Source organism: Gordonia lacunae (assembly GCF_002149015.1).
GTDB classification, from domain to species: domain Bacteria; phylum Actinomycetota; class Actinomycetes; order Mycobacteriales; family Mycobacteriaceae; genus Gordonia; species Gordonia lacunae.
Window position 1 is genome coordinate 102,488 of the sequence record NZ_NGFO01000009.1, and the last position, 21,260, is coordinate 123,747.

The window sequence follows — 21,260 nt, forward strand, 5'->3', positions numbered from 1 at the left end:
GGTGCTGATCGGTGAGGTGGCGCGGCACACCGGCCTGAGCAGCCGGATGCTGCGCCACTACGACACACTCGGCCTCGTGCGACCGACCGGCCGGACGTCCGGCGGTTATCGGGAGTACTCCGAGGCGGACCTCGAGCGACTCATGCACGTCGAGAGCCTTCGATCGCTCGGACTCTCGCTGCGCGAGGTCGGCCGCGCGCTCGACGAGCCGGGGTTCGCACCGGACACGCTCATGGACCGCCTCGTCGAGGACACGAAGGCGAGGATGGCCGCCGATGCCCAGCTCCTCGCGCGTCTGCAGGACGTGCGGGGCGCCGGCCCCAGCGAGTGGTCCGCAGTGCTGGGAGTGGTCAGCCTGCTCCGTGCCGTGGAGTCCGACAACGCGGCCCACCGCCAGACTGCCGCGATACTGGCCGGCGAGGTCAGGGTGTCCGGGGAGTCGCTGGCGGACGCACTCCTGAAAGAACCGGACCCCAACGTCGCCGGTGCGCTTCGGTGGGCGCTCGCGCAGAGACCGGGCGGCATCGACCGGCTCTCCGAGGGAGCGGCGGATCGCGACCCGGCGATCCGGCGTCGCGCCGTCACCGCGCTCGCGGCGATCGAGGAGACCGCACAGGTCAGGTCGATACTCGAGAAGCTTCTCGACGACTCCGATCCCGCCGTCCGACGCACTGCTGCCCTGACCCTCGGGCGCCGCGGTGCCACGGTCGCGGTCGATGCCCTGGTCGAGCTCATCGGTGCCGGCGACCGCGATGTCGAGGCCGCCGAGATCCTCGCCGGCCACGAAGCCCACCGCGAGCGGATCGTCGACCTGCTCGTCGACCGCCTGGGCGCCGACCCGGATGCGGCCGTGCGATCCCGACTGGTGCAGGCACTGGCCGAGATACCCGGTACCGCAGCAACTTCGGCGCTGCAGAAGTATGTGTGCGACTCCGACCAGATGGTCGCACGGACCGCGATCGTAATCCTGGACCGACGGCCGCAGGACTGATAGATCAGCAGACGACGAAAACCGTGTAACTCGTGGGACTTCTGTTCACTTCTGTTCACTGCGGTTCACTGCGGTTCACTGCGGTTCACTGCGGTTCACTGCGGTTCACTGGCGGTGCTCCTGTTCACCAATTGTTCTGATGTGAATATTGCTGTCGTAGAACATCTTTGATGCTATTCGATTGTGGAAATCGCTCGTCTTCGAACGGATTGTCGAGTACCTTGGCGGCATGACCCCGATCGCCGAGATGCGAGACTTCGTGATCACCCTCGAACCACCCACCGACCCTACTGGCCGGGAGATCTTCGACCGACTGGACGAACTACGGTTGCTGTACAACGTCGTCGGTCATCAGATCGCCATGCACGCAGCAGCTTTCGATGCCACCGGCGCGGCGGACAAGGCGGGTTCCACCACGCGTGGAGTACTGATCGAGATGGGCTTCGCGCCGGGAGTCGCTCACCGCAGCGTGCGGGTCGGGGTCGGTGTCGACTCGCTGCCGAAGCTCGGCGACTGCGCCGCCGACGGGTACCTGGCGAGCGAAGGCGTCGACGCCGTTGTCCGCGGAATGTCCGTCGTCGAGAAGCAAACACCCACAGGACTTTCCGACGACGACCGAGCGGCGTATGAGTCCGAGCTGCTGGTTCAAGCGTTCTCGGGTGTCACCCCACCGAGATCGCCGACCACGCACGCACCATCGCCCACCGCATCGCCGACACCGTCGACGACGCCACCCCGGTTGCCAAGGACGCCTCGCTGAACGCGGTGAACTCGCACATCACCGACGACGGCCGCGTGGAGATCAAGGCCGACCTCACCGCTGTGGTCGGCGAGAAGTTCCTGTCCATGATCGACGAACGATCCTGCCCGCGACCCGAACCCGACGGCAGCGAGGATCGACGGACGCGCGAGCAGCGGTGGGCCGACGGCTTCGAGTTGTTGCTGGATCAGGCAGCGATCGGAGCGACCCTCGACACCAGCGGCTCGCCTCGAACCCAGCTGTTGGTGACGATCCCGGCCGGTGCGAAAGATCCGGCGCGATTGCCATGGGTCGGTCCGGTGTCGCAGACCACCGCCAAGCGACTCGCATGCGACGCCCTCGTGAGCGAGATCGTCCTGGACGGGGAAGGCGTGCCGTTACAGATGGGGACCAGCAGGCGTCTCTTCCCGTCCCACCTACGCAAGGCCATCATCGTCCGCGACCTGTGTTGCATCAAATGCGGTGCGCCCGCCGCACATACGCAGGTGCATCACATCGTGCCGTGGGTAGATGGCGGACCCACCGACCTCGACAACGGGTGCCTGCTCTGCCAACGCTGCCACACGCAGGTACATCATCACGGCTGGGAAGTGTCCATGGGATATGACCGCCACCCCTGGCTCATCCCGCCTGCTGACATCGACCCCCGACGCCGCCCGCGGCCCGCCTACAACCGACGCACGATGCGACTCGACGACGTGTTCGTGTAGGTCCTGCGCCACCGCACGCTTGCGGGACAAGCCATCCCAGACGGCCCGACCACCTGACACGACAACACCTCACGACCACAGATCCTGACGGCATGGCCGTCGCGGCGTTCCTTGACAACTCCACAGTGTGAAAGCCGAGCAAGACGTAGGCCGTCGGCGGTAGTGCTCGTGCTGGTGCTGCTGCGGGCGCGTGCGCCTGCATGGGTCGGCGCATCGGACGCCACAAGGGTTCGCGACGTCGGTCTCATTGGCAGTTGCATGGGTCGCCCTCACCAACTCCGCACGTCACACCTCAGTCGCCGCCGTGAGCGACGCATTACTCGACGCATTAGTCGACGCCATCAGTCGTCGCCGTCTTGGTCGCGTCAGTCGCCGCCGTGAGCGACGCATTAGTCGACGCCATCAGTCGTCGCGGTCTTGGTCGCGTCAGTCGCCGCCGTCTCGGTCGCGGCAGTCGTCACCGTCCCGGTCGCCTCAGCCGCCGCCGTCCCGGGCGTGTGTGCCGCCACCTCGGGTCCGGGCCTCGCGACCTCGGACGCTGCATGGTTCTGCACCTGGGTCCGCGCATCAGCCAGTTCATGGACCAGCGCGATGGTCTGCGAGCTGGTGCTGACCGTTCCGCAGCTCCGGCGGCCTCCGCAACCTTCCGGAGGCCCAACGCCGCGCACAGGATCGACACAGCGCCGACCAGAAATCGTCGGGACCGCAATTGGGTGTCGACTCAGCCGGTCGGTAGTCTGTTGGGCACTATGGCACCCGATCTGACCAGCCCCGATCCGTCCGGCGCATCCCACGGCGGCGGACGTCCGTACTACATCACCACCGCGATCGCCTACCCCAACGGCGCTCCGCACATCGGGCACGCCTACGAGTACATCTCCGCCGACGCGCTCGCGCGGTTCAAGCGGCTCGACGGGTTCGACGTCCGGTTCCTCACCGGCACCGACGTGCACGGGCAGAAGATGCAGCAGACCGCCGTCGCGGAGGGGATCCCCACCGCCGAGCTCGCGAAGCGGAACTCCGATCGGTTCCAGGCCCTGCAGGAACGCCTCGGGTCCAGCTTCGAGCGCTTCATCCGCACCTCCGACGAGGATCACAAGCGCGCGTCGGAAGAACTGTGGAAGCGGATGAGCGACCGCGGCGACATCTACCTCGACAAGTACTCGGGCTGGTACGACGTCCGGGACGAGACGTTCTACGCCGAGGCCGACACCCGAATCGACGAGTCCGGCGACCGCGTCGCCATCGACACCGGGCACGTCCTCACCTGGACCGAGGAGGAGACCTACTTCTTCCGCCTCTCGGCCTACCAGGACAAGCTGCTGGAGCTCTACGAGTCCCAGCCGGAGTTCGTCGGCCCCGACGTCCGGCGCAACGAGGTCATCAGTTTCGTCAAGGGCGGTCTCACCGACCTGTCGGTCTCGCGCACCACCTTCGACTGGGGCGTCCCGGTACCCGGACATCCCGAACACGTCATGTACGTGTGGGTCGACGCCCTGACCAACTACCTCACCGGCGTCGGATTCGTCGACGACCCGGAGACCTTCGCGCGGTTCTGGCCGGCCGACCTGCACATCATCGGCAAGGACATCATCCGGTTCCACTGTGTCTACTGGCCCGCGTTCCTGATGAGCGCCGGAGTCGAGTTGCCCAAGCGCGTGTTCGCGCACGGATTCCTGTTCAACAAGGGCGAGAAGATGAGCAAGTCGGTTGGCAACGTCGTCGACCCGGAGAACCTCATCGACGAGTTCGGCCTCGATCCGGTGCGCTACTTCTTCCTCCGCGAGGTGTCCTACGGTCAGGACGGTTCGTACTCCGCCGAGGCGATCGTGTCCCGTATCAACGCCGACCTCGCCAACGAGTTCGGCAATCTGGCCCAGCGCACCCTGTCGATGATCGGCAAGTACTTCGACGGCACCCTGCCGGCACCGGGCGACTTCACCGACACCGACAGCGCACTGCTGGCACGTGCGGATTCCCTGCTCGGCACCGTGCGCGCCCACATCGACAACCAGGCCATCCACCTGGCGCTCGAGACGCTCTGGTCGACGCTGGCCGAGACCAACCGGTACATCTCCGCTCAGGAACCGTGGAAACTCGCCAAGACCGACCTCGACCGCACCGGCACGGTTCTCTACGTCTGCGCCGAGGTGGTGCGGATCGTCGCGCTCCTGAGCCAGCCGGTCATGCCGGAATCCTCCAACAAAATCCTCGACCTCCTCGTCGTCGGCGACGATCGGCAGTTCACCGCCGTCGCCACGCGTCTGGAACCCGGTACCGCGCTGCCGAAGCCGACGCCGGTGTTCCCCCGGTACGAGAACTGAACCCGCACATCGAGAATGGTCGCGTGGGACGGGGTGGGGTCGGACTCGCTCGGCCCGGACGCGGTGGCGCCGGCACTCGACGTGCTGCGGGCACTGCACGCCGAGACCGCTGTGCGTCGCCTGCCGCCGCCGGCCGCACTGATCGGTGACTGGTACGACGCCGACGCCGTCATCGCCCCGTCGATCGAACTGACGCCCGGCTGCCTCCCGCCGGACGACCCCGACCGGTTCTGGTTCGGGTACCTCGGATTCCCCGTCCGCCCCCACGACGCGTCGCTGCCGCCGGACGTCGGCGGGCACACCGAGGGTGTGCTCGTACTCCGCGACGGGCGCTGGAGTCGCGTCGGCTCCGGTGTACCCGACTGGGCGGAAGCGGCGGTGCACGCCACCGGGGACCCGGCGGACTCCGTCACGCGTCGCGGAGCGGCGACCGGTCCGACAACGGAATGGCATGCCCCCGAGCCGGTCCCACATCTGGACGCCATCGCGCACTGCCTGGACGCGATCCGGGCCGGCGAGGTCTACCAGGCGTGCGTGTGCACCCGCTTCACCGGCACGCTGAGCGGCCACCCCGTCGAGTTCTTCACCGAACTCGCCGGCGCCACCGCGCCGGCGAAAGCCGCTTTCCTGCAAGGTGACTGGGGGTCGGTGGCAAGCCTGTCACCGGAGACGTTCCTGCGTCGGACCGGCAACATCATCTCGTCGTCACCGATCAAGGGCACCCTGCCCGCCTCTGCCGACCCCGATGCGCTGGCTGCCTCCGCCAAGGACATCGCCGAGAACATCATGATCGTCGACCTGGTCCGCAACGACCTGGGCCGGATCGCGGTGACCGGCAGTGTGCGGGTCCCCGAGCTCCTCACCGTCGTACCCGCGCCCGGGGTCTGGCACCTGGTGTCGCGGGTGGAGGCGATCCTGCCACCGGGCACGGGCAACGACGCCGTCCTGGCGGCGACGTTTCCGCCGGCGTCGGTCACCGGCACCCCGAAGCTGCGGGCGATGGAACTGCTCGAGGGCTGGGAGGCCGACGCGCGCGGCGTGTACTGCGGGGCGATCGGCATGGCCGGCCCCGGCCGGGCGCTCGACCTCAACGTCGCCATCCGGACCGTGGAGATCACGCCCGACGGGACTCTCGCCCTCGGTGTCGGCGGTGGGATCACCATCGACTCCGATCCGGCGCGGGAATGGCAGGAGTGCCTGGACAAGGCCGCGAGCATCGTGGAGCCGCGCGGTTCGGCATGATCTACCCCCTCGTTGGGTACGATTCCGCCATGACTGTGCCCATCCGGTCGTCCACCGATCTCGCGGTGCTCGATCGTGATCTGCGCCGTGACCACGATGCCTTCATGTCGGGCGGCTCCCCGCGTGCCGATGTCCCGGGAGATGTCGTCGAATCGTGGGGTCGTGTCCGGGCGGGCAGGCACCGGTCCACCGTCGACACGCACAACCCGGGTCACATCTCGGACGACGAACTCGAGACCCGCCGCGCGACGCACCCCCTCCGAGACGCGGTCCAGCCGTTGCAGCGACTGTTCGCCCAGTCCGCGGACGATGCCTCGATGACACTGGGCGTGTTCGACGCGGACGGCGTGCTGTTGTGGCGGGGAGGTTCGGCGTCGGTGCTCCCCGAGGCCGACCGGCTCGAGCTCGTCGAGGGCAGCCGATGGGACGAGAACTCCACGGCGACCACGGCGGTCGGCCTCGCCGTCCATCTACAGCGCCCGACCCGGCTGTTCGGTGCCGAGCACTACTACAGCTCGCTGCACGGACTGTTCTGCACCGCGGTGCCGGTGCACGATCACCGCACCGGCGACATGATCGCCATCGCGGGTCTGGCCGGCCCGGCCATGGAGATGCAGCCGGCGGCATCGGCGTTCACCTCCGCGCTGGCCGCCCTCGGCGAACACGAGATCACCCTCGCCCACCAGCGCGAGCTCGCCGACCTGCGATTCGCCGGCCAATCGCAACTGGCCGGGCTGCACGGGCCGGGACTGCTCATCGACGACGACGGATGGGTGGCCGAAGGGCGCGGCTGCACGCCGCCCGTCCGCGTCGCCGCGCCGACCGACAACATGCGGCAGTTCGTACCGGGGCTCGGGATCTGTGTGGTCGAGCGCCTCGGCCAGGGGTGGCTCGTGCGTCCGGCGGGCCCGTCCGGCCCGGTCCTGGCCGAGCTCTCCCTCGACGGCGAACCGTCCGTCACGGTCACCGGCGACGGCGAGCCGTGGCGCACCGTGCTGACCCGTCGGCACGCCCAGATCCTGTTGCTCCTCGCCGACGCCGGCGAACAGGGCCTCACCTCGCAGCGGTTGAGCCAGCTGCTCTTCGGCGACGACGGCCACACCGTGAGCGTGCGTGCCGAGCTGTCCCGACTGCGCCGGGTGGTCGGGGCGCTCGTCTCGAGCCGGCCGTACCGGCTGGCGCCGCGAGTGGAATTGCGGGTCAGCCCGGATCAGCTCGACGTCTTTCGAGCACCTGTTGGTAGACGTCGCGTCGAGAGGCACCGGAACCCTGCGTGACCTCGGCGCACGCGTCCTTGAGCCGCATGCCCCCGGCCACGAGTTCTTCGGCTCGATCAGCGAGGTCGTCGATGTCGGGTTCGGCGGCCACCGCACCGGCGATCACCACGGTGATCTCACCACGGACGCCGTTGCCCGCCCACTCGGCGAGTTCGGCGAGTCCGCCGCGCCGGACCTCTTCGTAGGTCTTGGTCATCTCGCGGCACACCGCGGCGCGGCGGTCCGGACCCAGGATCTCGGCCGCGGCGACCAGCGTGTCGGCGAGACGGTGGGGCGACTCGAAGAACACCGCGGTCCGGGGTTGAGAGACCAGCTCGCGTAGCCACGCGGCTCGCGCGCCCGGCTTCCTGGGTGCGAAACCCTCGAAGCAGAACCGCTCGGAGGGCAGCGCCGACACCGCGAGGGCCGTCGTCACCGCCGACGGTCCGGGCAGAGCCGTGACCGGCAGTCCCGCCTCGGCGCACGCCACCACCACGCGATACCCGGGATCGCTGACCGACGGCATCCCGGCGTCGGTGATCAGCAGTACCCTCTGCCCCTCGGCGATCGCGCTGACCAGACCCGGGGTGCGCGCGGCCTCCACCTGGTCGTAATAGCTGACCAGCCGTCCCCCGATCTCGACGTCGAGCGCCGCGGCCAGCGAACGGGCGCGCCGGGTGTCCTCGGCGGCGACGATGTCCGCGGTCTGCAGGGCCGCACGCAGACGCGGCGAGGCATCGTCGACCTGCCCCATCGGGGTGGCCGCCAACACCAGCCGGCCGCCCGGCGCGTGATCGGAACCGGGATCGGCGACCCCGGCGGCGTCGGGAGACACGGTCGGATCGTCGTCGAACTGGGGCGAGTCGGACTGGGCGGCGTTCATCGACAGCCAGCTTACGAGGGACCACTAGGATCGATCGGGTGACCATCACCGCCGTGCACGACACCCCCGTGTCCGGCGGCGACTCCCGGCGCCCGATCCCGCGATCGCGCCTGGGGCCGGAGGTTCCGTCACCGCTCTTCGGTGCCCCCGACCGCGGCCGTGGTCTCCTCGTCGGCGTCGTCATCGCGCTGCTGGCCACCGTCACGCGGTTCTGGGCCCTGACCCATCCCACCGACAAGGGCACGCCGGTCTTCGACGAGAAGCACTACGTGCCACAGGGCTGGCAGGTGCTGTCCGGCGGCAACTGGATCGAGGACAATCCGGCATACGGGCTGGTCGTGCATCCCCCGGTCGGCAAATGGATGCTGGCCGCGTCCGAGGCAGTCTTCGGCTACGGCCCGCTCGGTTGGCGCGTCGCGCCGGCCGTCTCGGGCGTCCTGATCGTCGTCCTGATCTACTGCGCGGTGCGCCGACTCACCCGGTCGACGCTGGTGGGAGCCATCGCGGGGATCTTCGCGATCTGCGACGGCGTGCTGTTCGTGCAGTCACGGATGGGCATGCTCGACATCTTCCAGACCCTGTTCATCGTGGCCACCTTCGCCGCGCTCGTCGCCGACCGCGACCAGGTCCGGGAACGCATGTATCGCGTCTACCTCGAGGGCCGCATCGCCGACAGTCCCTTCGGACCGCGACTCGGCTTCCGCTGGTACCGGTTCACCGCAGGCGTGATGCTGGGATTGAACTGCGGCACCAAGTGGTCGGGCATCTACTACGTCATCTTCTTCACCGCACTCGCGATCGGTTTCGACGTGGCCGCCCGCCGCGCCTATCACGTGCCACGCCCCTGGGTGGGCACGCTGGTGCGCGACGTCGTCCCGAGCGGAGCGAGTCTCGCGGTGATGCCGGTCGTCATCTACTTCCTGACCTACATCCCCTGGTTCACCAGCGAGACCGCCGTCTACCGCTACCAGGTGGGCAACACGATCGGTACCGACGGCCCGTTCGCGTGGGTGCCGGGTGCCTGGCGATCGCTGTGGTACTACGAGTCCGGCATCCTCGAATTCCATGCGGGGCTGACCAATTCCGCGGGCAATCATCACCCCTGGGAGTCCAAGCCGTGGACCTGGCCGATGAGTCTGCGTCCGATGCTCTATGCGCTCGAGAACGGGCCCGACCAATGCGGCGGGGGTGAGTGCGTGCGCGCCCAGATGCTCATCGGCTCGCCCGCGCTCTGGTGGCTGTCGTTGCCGATGCTGCTGTGGGGGCTGTGGTCGTGGATCGTGCGTCGCGACTGGCGGTACGCCGCCGTCCTCGTGGGATACCTCGCCGGAATCCTGCCGTGGTTCCTCGCCCTCGACCGGCAGATGTACTTCTTTTACGCGACTGTGCTCGCGCCGTTCCTGGTGATGGGTCTCGCCTTGTGTTGCGGCGACCTGTTGCGTTCGGCTGCGGCGACCGCTCGCGCCCGACCCGAACGCCGCGCGCTCGCGCTGCTGGTCGTCGCGATCTACGTGGGCCTGGTCGTGGCGAACTTCGTGTGGTTGTGGCCGATCCTCACCGCCTCCCCGATCTCACCGGGCCTCTGGCGTCAGCAGATCTGGCTGCCCAGCTGGGGCTGAGCGCACCACCTGGCGCGACCGAACGCGCGAGGGTGCCCACCCACCGGCTTCACCGTGGGGCGGGGAAGCGCGGTGCAGCCTCGTTGCGGTACTTCCGGTGGTACTCGGCGTAGAGGTCGGCGTTCTTCTCCCGGTCGAGCGAGTTGATGAGCTCGGGATCGAGGCCATGCTGGACCAGCCGGTAGCGGCGATAGACGCGGTTCAGCGCGATGGAGAAGAACAGGTACGACAGCAGGATCGGCATGGTCATGGTGATCCGCACCCCCCACGGCCCTGGGACGAACAGCATCGGCAGCACGAGGATGATGCACGGTATCGACCAGCGAGCGACCATCCTCGCCGCCGCGCCGGGGCCGACCAGGTCTTTGATCACCCAATCACGCACCGAGACAGGCAATCTGCCGCCGTACCAGTAAGCGAGGTAGCGCCACCAGGCCGGGCGAGAGGATTCGTGGGGCTGGTTCATGGGCGCACACTCCTGAGTTCGCGTTGTGCAACCAGGGTAGCATTTGTCCTAGGACAAAGAGGTGTGGTCCTCATCGCTCCGGCGCGAACCCGCCGGCACCACTGCCGCCCGCCCGGCAATGGTTGACTGGCAGCCAACGGGCGGCGGCGGACCCGCACGCGCCGGTCGACGTCAGCAGGGAGGTTGTGGTGGCCGTCGTGATCACCGGGCAGACAGCGAACGCGATCGTTCAGAGCGCTCGGGATGCGATCGTCTCGGGTCGACTCCGACCGGGCGATTCGTTGCCGCCGATCCGCGAGCTCGCGGCCGAGCTGGGCGTCAATCGCAACACCGTGGCCACGGCATACCGCCAGCTCGTCGCACTGGGCGCGGCAGACACGCGAGGCCGGGGCGGAACGGTCGTCGCCGACCGACTGCAGCCCGGCAGCGAGCTCGCCGTTCCCGCGGACGCCGTCGACCTCGCCGACGGCAATCCGGATCCCGCTCTCCTCCCCGATCTGCGCGCCGCGATCGCCGCAGCGCCGTACCGGCCCACGATGTACGGCACCTCCGCGGTGGCCCCGGCGCTACGGGCAGCGGCGCCGGTGCTGTTCGGCGACCATCCGCAGGAAGGCGAACTGGTCGCGACCCACGGCGCGGTCGACGCGATGGAACGGCTGCTGAACACCCACCTCGTCCGCGGCGACTTCGTCGCGGTGGAGAATCCGTGCTTCCTCGCCAGCGTCGGCACGATCCGCGTCAACGGTTACCGTGCGCTACCAGTCGAATTGGACGGATACGGCATGCGACCCGACCACCTGGCACGGGCGCTGGACGAGGGCGCCCGAGCAGTCATCGTCACCTGCCGCGGTCACAACCCCGGCGGAATCGCCCTGTCCGAGACCCGCGCGGGGGAACTCCGAGCGCTCCTCGAGCGCTACCCCGAGGTGCTCGTCATCGAAGACGACCACTTCTCGCTGCTGTCGGTCTACGACTACCGCCGCGTGATCCCGGACAACAGCCGGCACTGGGCAGTCGTCCGGTCCGTCGCGAAGTTCCTGGGTCCCGACCTGCGGGTCGCCCTCGTCGATGCCGATCCGACGACCGCGGCCGCACTCGACGCACGACTCCGTTCCGGCCGCCCCTGGGTCAGCCACCTGCTGCAAACCACCGCGGCGCACCTTCTCACCGATCCGGCGACGACCGAACTCATCGCCACCGCTCGCGACGAATATGCTCGTCGCACAGAATTTCTCATCGATGCACTCACAGCCGGTGGCGTCGCGTCGACCCTGGGACCACCTGACGGGATCAACACCTGGGTCGATCTGCCCCGCGAGGCCCCCGCGGAGAGGGTCAGCGCCGATCTCGCCCGTCGTGGCTGGGCGGTGCAACCCGGGACGATCTTCGCCGTCGACGGGGCCACTCCGCGAAATGGCCTACGCGTCACGACGTCCCGGCTCGACCGGACAGCTGCGGAAACATTCACCACTGCCCTCGCCGGAGCGATCGCTCAGCCGTGACCACGCTCCGCCGGCGGTCTCCCCCGGCGCGGACCCGCCGACGCCAGTGGGCCGCGCATCGTCGCGCGGCCCACTGGTTGTCGTCACCCCGTCCGGGTCAGATCGGTTGCTACACCGCGGGTCCGGTCAATCGGTCGGTGTCGCGCTGTCCCTCGTCCCGATGCCCGTCGGTACGACCGGCGTCGCCACCAGTCGATGCGGCGGGCGACGATCCGTTGGTCGACGCGGCGGGATCCGAACCGTTCGCCTGCTCGACGAAGTCCGGATCGATCCTCTCCAGATGGCGTACCGCGTCGGCGTCGATCGACTCGAGTTCACCGGTCGCGATGGCGAGCGCCTGCTCCCGGACGTGCTCGTCGACCTGGGCCGACAGCACGTGACGAGAGACGATCAGCGGGTCGCGCCGGAGGTCGAGATAGAGCGAGAAGCACATGCCGATCATCACCACGACGAACGGCAGTGCGGCGATGATCGCCATCGTCTTGATGCCGTCGAGGGCGTCGTCACCACTGATGGCCAGCAGCAGCGCCGCCACCACGCCGGTGAGCACACCCCAGAACACCGTCAGCGAACGCGACGGATGTTCGACGCCCCGCTGCGAGAGGGTGCCCATCACGAGCGACGCCGAGTCGGCACCGGAGACGAAGAAGATGCCGACCAGGATCATGACCAGCGCCGAGGCCACACCGGTCCACGGCAGGTGGGCGAGCACGTCGAACAGCGTGCTCTCGCTGGCCGCGGTGGCCGGATCGAAGGCCAGCGTGCCCTCGATGTCCTGATGGATCGCGGTACCGCCGAAGATGCAGAACCAGACCAGCGACACCGTCGTGGGCACCACCATGACGCCGATGACGAACTCCCGGATGGTACGTCCACGACTGATCTTGGCGAGGAACAGACCGACGAACGGGGTCCACGACACCCACCACGCCCAGTAGAAGATCGTCCAGTCGGCGAGCCACTGATGACCGGCTTCGGTCGTGACCGTCGCATCGGAGCGCGCCGCGAAGGTGGTGAGATCGGTCAGGTAGGCGCCCAGGGTCGTGGGCAGCAGGTTCAGGATGAAGATCGTCGGGCCGACGATGAAGACGAACAGCGCCAGCACCACCGCGAGCACCATGTTGATGTTCGAGAGCCACTGGATACCGCGGGCGATGCCCGACACGGCCGACGCAACGAACGCCGCGGTGAGGATCGCGATGATCGCGACGAGCAGCATCTTCGTCGGCTCGTTCACCCAACCGAGGGTGTCCAGGCCCGAGCCGATCTGCAGTGCGCCGAGACCCAGGGAGGCCACGGTGCCGAACAGCGTGGCGAAGATGGCCAGGATGTCGATGATCTTGCCGCCCGGCCCGTTGGACACCCGCGGACCGAGAAGCCGCTCGAACACGGCGCTCATCAGCTGGGTCCGACCCAACCGGTACGTGCTGTAGGCCAGCGCAAGGCCGACCACCGCGTACATGGCCCACGGGTGGAAACCCCAGTGGAACATCGTCGTCGCCATCGCCGCGCGGATGTCCTCGGGAGCGATTTCCGGTGGCGGACTGGCGAAGTGGTACAGCGGCTCGTAGGCACCGAAGAACATGAGCCCGATGCCCATCCCCGCGCTGAACATCATCGCGATCCAGCTCACGGTACGGAACTGCGGCTTCTCCCCGGTCCGGCCGAGCGGAATCCGGCCGTACTTGGACACGGCGAGGAACACCGCGAAGATGACGAAGCCCGTCGCGGAGAGGATGAAGAGCCAGCCGAGGTTGTTGGTGATCCAACTCAACACCTCGGTGGTGGTCGTGTTGAGGCTCTCCTTGTCCCCGATCCCCCAGATCACGAAGGCGATGACGAGCACCGCGGTCACGGTGAAAACCACCGGGTCCAGTGTCTGCTTCGGACGCCTAGTGATCACATCCTGTTCACTTGTCATTGTTCAAGCCAATCAATCTCGGTGCATCTATTCAAGTTCGTCCGAGCACACGGTTGAGCATCTCAACGATCACGGAATCGTCGAGGCCCAGCTCACGGGCGGTTTCGACGTACGCGGCGGCGGCCGCGAAACCGGCGTCGAGCGCATCGTGGCGACCGGCCCTGATGAACGATCCCTGCCGCCCGCGGGTCTCGATGACGCCCGCCGCCTCGAGTTCCCGGTAGCTGCGCGCGACCGTGTTGGCCGCCACGCCGAGTCGCGACGCCAGCGCCCGGACCGTCGGCAGACGTTCGCCGGTGAGCAAGTCCCCGGATTCGATCAGGTCGATGACCCCGACCCGCACCTGCTCGAAGGGCGGCCGGTCGGAGTCCGTGTCGATCCGCAGCGCGGCGAGCGCCGACCCGGTGGTGGCACTCATCGGGTCTCCGGACGAGGAATCCGAGGTCATGACGCGCTCCCTCCCCGAGGGTCACGGGCGAGCGGACACGACATGCACCGCGGCCCGCCGCGGCCCGACCCCAGTTCGCGGCCCTCGATCTCGATGACCTCGATGCCCGAGTCGCGGAGTCGCCGATTGGTTTCGGAGTTCCGGTTGTAGGACACCACCACGCCGGGGGCGAGCGCGAGCGTGTTGTTGCCGTCGTCCCACTGCTCCCGCTCGGCGGTCACCGGGTCGAGGCCGGTGTCGATGACCCGCAGCTTGGAGATCCCCATCGCCTCGGCGGCCGCGTCGAGGAAGGGCCGTTCGCCGGTGATCCGGACCGCGTCGGTCGCGGCATCGTGGACGAGGGTGAACGCGGACATGGTGTCGCGGATGTTGGGGTACATGACCACGGCGTCGGTGTCGACCATCGTGCAGACGGTGTCGAGGTGCATGAACGCCCGCGACTGTTCGATCGGCACCGCGAGCACGGTGTGCGCCAGGTGGTCGTCGAACAGGCTGCGCGCCAGCGCTTCCGCCCCGGCGGGCGTGGTCCGCTCGCCGACCCCGACGGCCACCACGCCGGCGGCGAGCAGCAGCACGTCCCCGCCCTCGACCGGCGCGACCTGCGACTCGTAGGCCCGTCGGGCGCCGGTGAACCTCGGGTGGTGGGCGTAGATGAGGTCGGTCAGCGACGTCTCCCGTGCCCGGGCGGGCAGCGCGAGCGAGGTGATCGCGAACCGTCCGCCGATCCAGAACGAACTGTCGCGGGTGAAGAGCAGATTCGGCAGGGGCTCGATCGCGAACTCGGGTCCGTGATGCATCCGCCGCACCAGCGACGACCGCTCGGCCGACGGGGTGATCGGCAGCTCGTCGAAGGTCATCCCGGCCATCAGCACGTACGCGAGGTCGGCCGGCGAGAGTCCGCGCAGATGCGTGGCGAGGTCTTCCGCGAGATGCGTACCCAGTCGCCGCGCACTGACCGCCGCCGCGATGCCCTGGATTCGGGCCGCACCGCTGTGCGCGATCGTCTCGGCGAGCAGATCGCCCAGGAGGTAGACGTCGACTCCCCGGTCGCGCAGCACCTCCGCGAACGCATCGTGCTCTTCCTGCGCGCGCCCGACCCACGGGAGCCCGTCGAAGAGGAGCTGGTCGCTGTTGCGCGGGGTGAGCCGGCGCAGTTCATCGCCGGGACGATGCAGCATGACCGCCCGCAGGGTGCCGACCTCCGAGTCGGCCCCGAGCGCGTAGTCGTGACCCGTCGCAGGGCCGTCGCCGGATGTCATCGGCGCACACGTCCGCTGGTCCGCTGAGCCGGGTGATCCGACTGTCCTGCACCGCTCATCGCTCAACCGTAATTCGTCGTCCGCCGTCACACATCACTCATCGACGCAGCGGGGGCGTGTCGGTGCCGTCGACCCGCCCGGAACGTCACCGTTCGTCGGACACGTCGCGGCGGACGGTCTCCGCGGCGCCGAGCGGATCGGCCCCCGGGTCGGGGTCGGCCGGTGTCGCGGATCTCGCGGACTCGTCGGTCGGCGTCATCGTGGGACCGTCGCCCACGATCGCCGGCGCGGTCTCCCGCGCGACGACCCACAGGACCAGCGCGACCGCCGCCACCACACCGGTCAGCACGAACGCCGGGCCGAAACCGACCCGATCGGCCACGAACCCCACGATCACGGGCCCGGTGACGGCGCCGAGGTCCGACGACATGCCGTACGCGGCCAGTGCCGAACCGCCTTGCTGGCGGTTGCCGAGAACGTCGGCTAGGGCAGCCTGATGCGTGGGTGCGAAGAGTCCCGAGCCCACTCCGGCGACCACCGACAACGCCAGTGCGACGCCGACGTTCGGGGAGAAGCCGAGCGCGATCGTGGCGACGACGGTGATGACGAGACCGGGCAGCATGATGGGCCGCCGTCCGAACCGGTCCGACAGCCGGCCCGCGACCAGGATCGCCAGCACGTTGCCCGCAGCGTAGATCGCCAGCACGATCCCCGCCATTCCCGCTCCGGCACCGAGACTCTCGGTGATGAACAGCGGCACCACCGCGACCCGGACGCCCATGGACGCCCAGCCCTGGGTGAAGTTCGACGCGAGGATCGCCCGATAGGCGCTGTCGCGCAGGGCGGTCCGGAAACCGATCAGCGCGCCGGTCGGGCCGTCGGCCTGGTCGGGGGCGATGACCTCCCGTAGCTGGGTGGCCACCACCGTCGACGCGACCAGCAGCGCGACCGCGTACACCACGAACGGCACGCGCAGGCCGAAGCCGACGAGCGCCGCCCCGATCAGGGGCCCGGTGATGCTGCCGATGAGGAAGCCCGCCGAGAAGAAGCCGGACACCCGCCCGCGAATGTCGCTCGGCGCCATGCGGATCAGCAGTGCCATCGCCGAGATGCTGAACATCGTCGAGCCGATCCCGCCGAGGCCGCGGAAGACGAGCAGCTGCCAATAGGTCTGCGCGAACGCGCACGCCAGGGTGCTGGCCGCGACGATCAGCAGACCGGTCAGGTAGATCCGCCGCTCGCCGAAGACGGTGACCAGTCGGCCGGTCGCGGGCGCGAACATCAACCGCATGACGGCGAACGCCGACACCACCGCGGTCGCGGCGGTGAACGAGACGTTGAAGGTGCGGGCGAAGGTGGGCAGCGCGGGCGCGATGAAGCCGTATCCGAGTGCGATGACGACGTTCGCCGACAGCAGGACCCAGATGCCGCGAGGGATCTGTCTCATGGCAGCTCGGGTAGGTCGTCGAGGGCCCGCGCGGTCAGGGTCCGGCCGAGTTCGATCATCTCGGAGGCCTTGTGGAAGTCGAGCGTGCGAACCGTCCGGCGGGGCACGCGGATCAGCACGTCGGGCGGATAGCCCGCGACCTGATAGCGGGTCAGGGCCTCCTGCATGATGTCGAGGGACCGGCTGAGCACTTCCACGCGTCCCATGCGGGCCGGCTCGTCGACGCCGAATCCGGCGTGCTCGGCGGACGGGACGGAGTCCGGCTCGGCTGCTGCCTCGACCGCGTCGGCACCGTCGCCGGTGGCGGTCACCGCGCCGTCGGTCGCGGACGGCTCACCGCGCTCGGTCGGGGGTACCTCGTAGCCGAGCCGGTCGCGGACCGCCCGGATGAACTCGTTGTCGAGGATCGGCGCCACGTTGCGGCGGAGCAGCCCCTTGGCCTTCGGTTCCCGGATGGCTCCCGCCTCCGGGCCGCCGTCGGAGCCGATGATGACGCCGATGGTCACGTCACTCGACACCGTCGAGGTGGGCGCCACCGGCAGCGGATCGAGGATGCCGCCGTCGGCGAGCAGCCGGCCACCGTGTTCGTGCGGGCTGATGACCCCCGGGATCGCGATCGACGCACGCAGGGCGTCGGCGAGGACTCCGCGCTGGAACCAGACCGCGCGACCGGCGTTCAGGTCGGTGGCGACAGCGGTGAACGGGATGGGGAGATCTTCGATCACGGTGTCGCCGAGGATCTCCCGTACCCGGAGCAGGATGCGCTCGGCACCGATGACGCCCGGCTTGGTCAGCGAGACGTCGAGCAACCGGACCACGTCGAGCTGGGACAGTCCGGAGATCCAGTCGACGTAGTCGTCGAGCTTGCCCGCACAGTAGAGCCCGCCGACGAGCGCGCCCATCGACGAGCCGGCGACGGTGACGATCTCGAATCCGCGCTCCTCGAGCTCGGCGATCACCCCGATGTGCGCGTAGCCGCGGGCACCGCCACTTCCCAGAGCCAGCGCCACGCGCGACGGTCGAGCCATGGGGCAACAGTACCGCCGCCGAATTCCCTCCCCGAAATCGCGAGCGGCGGCGATACCCGTGGTCGACGCCCGCGCACCGGCCGCGATCGTGGGTTCGCGGCCGCTACTGATCGGTGAGGAGGCGGCGCGGTCCGGGACCCAGTTTGTTGAGTTCGTCGCCGGGGTTGAGGAGGTGACACTCACCCAGCGAGAGGCACCCGCAACCGACGCACGAGCCGATCATGTCCCGCATGTTCTCGAGCAGCGCGATGCGGTGGTTGATGTCGTCCATCCAGCGTTTCGACGCCGATTCCCACATCGACTTGGGTGGCGATTCGTGGTCGCCGAGTTCGGCGAGCACCTCACCGATCACCGACAGCGGAATCCCGGCGACCTGCGACGCGCGGATGAACGCCACGCGTCGCAGCATCGCCCGGTGATAACGGCGCTGGTTACCCGAGGTACGCCGACTGAAGATGAGGCCCTGGTCCTCGTAGAAGCGAACCGCCGACGGGGCGATACCGGCCCGCTGGGCGAGCTCCCCGACCGAGAGCTCCAGCTTCTTCAGCGTCATGCGTCGATGGTAAGCGCCGTCCGCACATCGTCCTCGGCCCACGACCGGGGACGACGTGCCGCGTACGGCCGGATCAGGCGCGGACCACCATCACCGGGCACTCGGCGTTGTGCATCACCTTCTGGCTCGTCGAGCCGAGTAGCAGCCCGCGGAAGCCGCCCCGCCCACGACTGCCGACGACCAGGAGCGACGCGTCGGCGCCCGCCGCGTCGAGCAGGGCCTTCGCCGGCTCCTCGGGCAGCACGGAGCGTTCGATCGTCACGTCCGGGTAGTCCTGCGCGTATCCGGCGAGCCGTTCGGCGAGCACCTCCACTGCGTCCTGCGTCATCCGCGCCACCTCGTCGGCGCCGATGCCGTAGCCGTGCAGCGCGTCCGCGTCGAGCGGGGTCCACGTGTGCACCGCGCGCAGCGGGACGTTCCGCAGCGACGCCTGCCGGAAGGCCTCGGCGACCGCGGCGTCGCTGACCGGCGAGCCGTCGACGCCCACGACCACCGGGCCGGAATCGCTGCCCTCGGCGGCCACGACCGTGACCCGGCCGTGCGCGTGGGCGGCGACGCTCGTGCTCACCGACCCCAGGAACAGGCCCTTCACGCTGCCGAGACGGCGGGTGCCGACCACGATCATCGCCGCGTCCTTGCCCAGCTCGAGCAGCACCCGGGTCGCGTCGCCGTCGACGATCGAGGTGGCGACCGTCACCCCGGGCGCCACGTCCTTCGCGGCGTCGGCGGCGGCGTGCACGGCGTCAGAGGCGTCCTGGCGGATCGCGTCGACGACGTCCTGCGGAATGATGAGGCCCGGGGCGTAGTCACTCGTGCTGACGTCGTACGCTCCGACGACCTTGAGATCGAGACCTTCGGCCGCGGCCGTCCGGGCGGCCCAGCGCACCGCGCCCGTGGCCGCGTCCGATCCGTCCACGCCGACGAGTATCGCATTCATGTTGTGGCTCATCTCCTCTGATCTCGACAGCCCCGGGTGGGGTCCTCGGGTTCGGCCGCGGGTCCGTGCGGGGTCGCCCCGCGCGGCCCGGTTCGGCCCCGACCCCCATCCTGCCCCGGTGTGGTGGCCGCGGCAATGAGTACGAAGTCCTGATCGCGGTGGCTTTCTGCACGATTCGACCGCCGTGTAACCTGGTGGACACCATGACGTCACCGCTTCCGCAGAACGGCACCAACGACTTTCGCGCGATCCTGACCCACGCCGGGATCACCGTCGCCCTCGGACTCGGCCTGCTGCTCCTCGCGCACGCGACGTCGGGTTCAGTGCAGACCGTACTCGTCGTGGCCTCCCCCGTCGTGGTTCTGCTCGGCGCGAGCGCGATGCTGTATCGCACCTACCTGGCCTGGAAGCGCAACGGTCGCTGGCAGGTGTGGCAGGGCGGGGCGTGGTTCCTGCTGTTCTTCTTCATCGTGATGTTGTTCAACTCCGCGCCGCTCCTCTTCGAATGACCGCCGAGCGGCGATGACCGGCGACTGATCACCCCGGGCGGACGTGAGCCGACCGGTAGAGTCAGGACTCACCCGAGGTGAGGGAGGCGCCGTGTCTGTCGGTCCGACTCACGACGAGCCACTTCCGCCCGGCACTCTCATCGGGCCTCATCGCATCGACCATCTGCTCCGCCGGCGCCCGCACGGTACGGACTACCTCGCGACCGTCCGTCACGCCGGCGCCGGGCAGCCTCGGGCCCCGGGCTCGTCTGCCGAGCGGGTCGTGCTCACCGTCGTCGACCGGACGGCCTCGGCCGATCCCGCGTTTCGCAGCTGGTTCCCCGTTGCGGCCGAAAAGGCTTCCACGATGGGACATCCCGCAATCGCACGGGTCGCCGGGTACGGATCGGCCGACGGTCGGGTGTGGGTGGCGGTCACGCCCGTGCCCGTCTCCGACGCCGCACTGCTGATCCGCCGCCATCCCGACGGCATCGACATCGAGCTCGCGGTGCGCATCGTGTCCGTCGTGGGCGACGCCCTCGATGCCGCACACCGCCGACAGCTGGTGCATGGGAACGTCTCCCCCGCCGACATCCTGCTCGCCGAGTCCGCGGACCCGACCGGTCCCGCCGCGGCGACCCCCGGCGTGGTCACACTCACCGGCTTCGGCCTCACCGCACCGGCGCACGGTGACCAGATGCCGCCTCCGGCAGACGATGTCGCGTCTCTGGGTCGCACACTCGTCGAATTGCTCACCGGCACAGTCTCGGTCGCACGGCATCGGGTGGAGGGGGCTGTGTCACCGGCCTTCTATGCGGTGCTGGCACGCGCACTCGACGCCGAGTCCGATCACCGATACCGGACCTGCGCGGAGTTCGTCCGCGCTGTCGAACTCGCTCTTCATCTCACGTACACCGACGGCGACCCACCGACCGATGTCCTCATCGCGAACGCGCCCCGACCCGACCGCGTCCCGCAGGTGTTCCAGCCCGCCGGTCATCCGGACCGGCCGACGGAGATCAGCCCCGACCCGCGCCGGGCGGTCGGGGCGGCGAGACAGTCGTCGATTGCGGCGTCGACGCGGCGGCGTCGCCGGCATCTCGTGTACCGACGACGCCGACGTCGGGTTCGCGGTGTGGCGTACGCCCACGCCACCGGGACGCGCCGCTGTCACGGCCGGCCTGAAAGGCTATCCGGGAGACGAGATCAGCTGGCGGGACGGACCGGCATCGGCGAGCCGGAACAGCGTGGTCGACGGCTGGGTCGTCACGAATTTCACCGGTCCACCACGTGCGGAGTACACCCTGGTGACGACGTGGCCGGGGCACACCGGCCGCCAGATCCTCGACGATTGGTGGCGCACCGCACCCCTGGGGTGACCGGAACCGGCATGGGTCTCGCCCGCGCAATCGTGGTGCGAGACCGG

General features: G+C 69.1%; 17 protein-coding genes and 1 pseudogene. 9 read left to right on the forward strand and 9 right to left on the reverse strand.

Annotated features, from left to right (window positions below; all coding sequences use genetic code 11):
* Nucleotide 1: 1 nt before the first annotated feature.
* The 5 genes and pseudogenes from CA982_RS09925 (at nt 2) to CA982_RS09950 (ending at nt 7,304) form a co-directional block, all read left to right on the forward strand.
* Nucleotides 2–991, forward strand: coding sequence for a HEAT repeat domain-containing protein (locus CA982_RS09925; RefSeq protein ID WP_086535167.1), 990 nt, complete (start codon nt 2–4; stop codon nt 989–991).
* Nucleotides 992–1,220: 229 nt separating this feature from the next.
* Nucleotides 1,221–2,461: pseudogene (locus tag CA982_RS09930) on the forward strand (HNH endonuclease signature motif containing protein).
* Between the two features lie 749 nt (nt 2,462–3,210).
* Nucleotides 3,211–4,785: a methionine--tRNA ligase gene (gene metG / locus CA982_RS09940; protein ID WP_086535169.1), complete on the forward strand. Its 1,575-nt coding sequence runs from the start codon at nt 3,211–3,213 to the stop codon at nt 4,783–4,785.
* Between the two features lie 15 nt (nt 4,786–4,800).
* A complete protein-coding gene (locus tag CA982_RS09945) occupies nt 4,801–6,027 on the forward strand; it encodes an aminodeoxychorismate synthase component I (RefSeq protein WP_086535170.1) in 1,227 nt (408 codons plus the stop codon).
* Between the two features lie 29 nt (nt 6,028–6,056).
* Nucleotides 6,057–7,304 (forward strand): helix-turn-helix domain-containing protein, encoded by a 1,248-nt coding sequence (locus CA982_RS09950; RefSeq protein WP_086535236.1) that lies wholly within the window; start codon nt 6,057–6,059, stop codon nt 7,302–7,304.
* Here the strand turns inward: CA982_RS09950 and rsmI are convergent.
* Nucleotides 7,228–8,166 carry a 16S rRNA (cytidine(1402)-2'-O)-methyltransferase gene (gene rsmI, locus CA982_RS09955; RefSeq protein ID WP_144066013.1) on the reverse strand — a complete coding sequence of 313 codons (939 nt, stop codon included), beginning with the start codon at nt 8,164–8,166 and terminating at the stop codon, nt 7,228–7,230. The genes CA982_RS09950 and rsmI overlap by 77 nt on opposite strands.
* Before the next feature lie 38 nt (nt 8,167–8,204).
* Here rsmI and CA982_RS09960 point away from each other — a divergent pair, with 38 nt between their 5' ends.
* Entirely contained in the window at nt 8,205–9,785 is a 1,581-nt protein-coding gene (locus CA982_RS09960) for a dolichyl-phosphate-mannose--protein mannosyltransferase (RefSeq protein ID WP_086535171.1), read from the forward strand.
* A gap of 49 nt (nt 9,786–9,834) precedes the next feature.
* On the opposite strand, the gene CA982_RS09965 is transcribed toward CA982_RS09960, so the two are convergent.
* Nucleotides 9,835–10,251 (reverse strand): DUF5313 domain-containing protein, encoded by a 417-nt coding sequence (locus CA982_RS09965; RefSeq protein WP_086535172.1) that lies wholly within the window; start codon nt 10,249–10,251, stop codon nt 9,835–9,837.
* Between the two features lie 188 nt (nt 10,252–10,439).
* On the opposite strand from CA982_RS09965, the gene CA982_RS09970 reads away from it, so the two are divergent.
* Nucleotides 10,440–11,753 (forward strand): aminotransferase class I/II-fold pyridoxal phosphate-dependent enzyme, encoded by a 1,314-nt coding sequence (locus CA982_RS09970; protein ID WP_086535237.1) that lies wholly within the window; start codon nt 10,440–10,442, stop codon nt 11,751–11,753.
* A gap of 109 nt (nt 11,754–11,862) precedes the next feature.
* On the opposite strand, the gene CA982_RS09975 is transcribed toward CA982_RS09970, so the two are convergent.
* The 7 genes from CA982_RS09975 to CA982_RS10005 all read right to left on the reverse strand — a co-directional run bounded on the left by CA982_RS09975 (nt 11,863) and on the right by CA982_RS10005 (nt 19,346).
* Entirely contained in the window at nt 11,863–13,674 is a 1,812-nt protein-coding gene (locus CA982_RS09975) for a BCCT family transporter (protein ID WP_208617923.1), read from the reverse strand.
* Between the two features lie 31 nt (nt 13,675–13,705).
* On the reverse strand, nt 13,706–14,122 hold the full coding sequence (locus CA982_RS09980; RefSeq protein WP_086535174.1) for a GntR family transcriptional regulator: 417 nt from the start codon (nt 14,120–14,122) through the stop codon (nt 13,706–13,708).
* Nucleotides 14,119–15,381, reverse strand: a complete 1,263-nt coding sequence (gene arcA / locus CA982_RS09985; protein ID WP_086535175.1) for an arginine deiminase — start codon at nt 15,379–15,381, stop codon at nt 14,119–14,121. The genes CA982_RS09980 and arcA overlap by 4 nt, the downstream gene beginning before the upstream one ends.
* Nucleotides 15,382–15,526: 145 nt before the next feature.
* Nucleotides 15,527–16,828, reverse strand: coding sequence for an MFS transporter (locus tag CA982_RS09990; protein WP_086535176.1), 1,302 nt, complete (start codon nt 16,826–16,828; stop codon nt 15,527–15,529).
* Complete coding sequence (locus CA982_RS09995) at nt 16,825–17,856, reverse strand: patatin-like phospholipase family protein (RefSeq protein WP_086535177.1); 1,032 nt, start codon at nt 17,854–17,856, stop codon at nt 16,825–16,827. The genes CA982_RS09990 and CA982_RS09995 overlap by 4 nt, the downstream gene beginning before the upstream one ends.
* Nucleotides 17,857–17,959: 103 nt before the next feature.
* Nucleotides 17,960–18,409 carry a redox-sensitive transcriptional activator SoxR gene (gene soxR, locus CA982_RS10000; protein WP_086535178.1) on the reverse strand — a complete coding sequence of 150 codons (450 nt, stop codon included), beginning with the start codon at nt 18,407–18,409 and terminating at the stop codon, nt 17,960–17,962.
* A gap of 73 nt (nt 18,410–18,482) precedes the next feature.
* Entirely contained in the window at nt 18,483–19,346 is an 864-nt protein-coding gene (locus CA982_RS10005) for a universal stress protein (protein ID WP_086535238.1), read from the reverse strand.
* 203 nt (nt 19,347–19,549) lie between these two features.
* On the opposite strand from CA982_RS10005, the gene CA982_RS10010 reads away from it, so the two are divergent.
* Together CA982_RS10010 and CA982_RS26860 are read left to right on the forward strand one after the other, a co-directional pair.
* Nucleotides 19,550–19,855, forward strand: a complete 306-nt coding sequence (locus CA982_RS10010; protein ID WP_086535239.1) for a hypothetical protein — start codon at nt 19,550–19,552, stop codon at nt 19,853–19,855.
* Between the two features lie 1,046 nt (nt 19,856–20,901).
* Complete coding sequence (locus CA982_RS26860) at nt 20,902–21,213, forward strand: hypothetical protein (RefSeq protein WP_244176196.1); 312 nt, start codon at nt 20,902–20,904, stop codon at nt 21,211–21,213.
* Nucleotides 21,214–21,260: the final 47 nt, after the last annotated feature.

Excerpts from the sequence above, each read along its gene's own strand:
- metG (WP_086535169.1), top strand. The coding sequence starts at position 3,211 with ATGGCACCCGATCTGACCAGCCCCGATCCGTCCGGCGCATCCCACGGC.
- CA982_RS09945 (WP_086535170.1), top strand. The coding sequence starts at position 4,801 with ATGGTCGCGTGGGACGGGGTGGGGTCGGACTCGCTCGGCCCGGACGCG.
- CA982_RS09950 (WP_086535236.1), top strand. The coding sequence starts at position 6,057 with ATGACTGTGCCCATCCGGTCGTCCACCGATCTCGCGGTGCTCGATCGT.
- rsmI (WP_144066013.1), bottom strand. The coding sequence starts at position 8,166 with ATGAACGCCGCCCAGTCCGACTCGCCCCAGTTCGACGACGATCCGACC.
- CA982_RS09965 (WP_086535172.1), bottom strand. The coding sequence starts at position 10,251 with ATGAACCAGCCCCACGAATCCTCTCGCCCGGCCTGGTGGCGCTACCTC.
- CA982_RS09975 (WP_208617923.1), bottom strand. The coding sequence starts at position 13,674 with ATGACAAGTGAACAGGATGTGATCACTAGGCGTCCGAAGCAGACACTG.
- CA982_RS09980 (WP_086535174.1), bottom strand. The coding sequence starts at position 14,122 with ATGACCTCGGATTCCTCGTCCGGAGACCCGATGAGTGCCACCACCGGG.
- arcA (WP_086535175.1), bottom strand. The coding sequence starts at position 15,381 with ATGACATCCGGCGACGGCCCTGCGACGGGTCACGACTACGCGCTCGGG.
- CA982_RS09990 (WP_086535176.1), bottom strand. The coding sequence starts at position 16,828 with ATGAGACAGATCCCTCGCGGCATCTGGGTCCTGCTGTCGGCGAACGTC.
- CA982_RS09995 (WP_086535177.1), bottom strand. The coding sequence starts at position 17,856 with ATGGCTCGACCGTCGCGCGTGGCGCTGGCTCTGGGAAGTGGCGGTGCC.
- soxR (WP_086535178.1), bottom strand. The coding sequence starts at position 18,409 with ATGACGCTGAAGAAGCTGGAGCTCTCGGTCGGGGAGCTCGCCCAGCGG.
- CA982_RS10005 (WP_086535238.1), bottom strand. The coding sequence starts at position 19,346 with ATGAATGCGATACTCGTCGGCGTGGACGGATCGGACGCGGCCACGGGC.
- CA982_RS10010 (WP_086535239.1), top strand. The coding sequence starts at position 19,550 with ATGACGTCACCGCTTCCGCAGAACGGCACCAACGACTTTCGCGCGATC.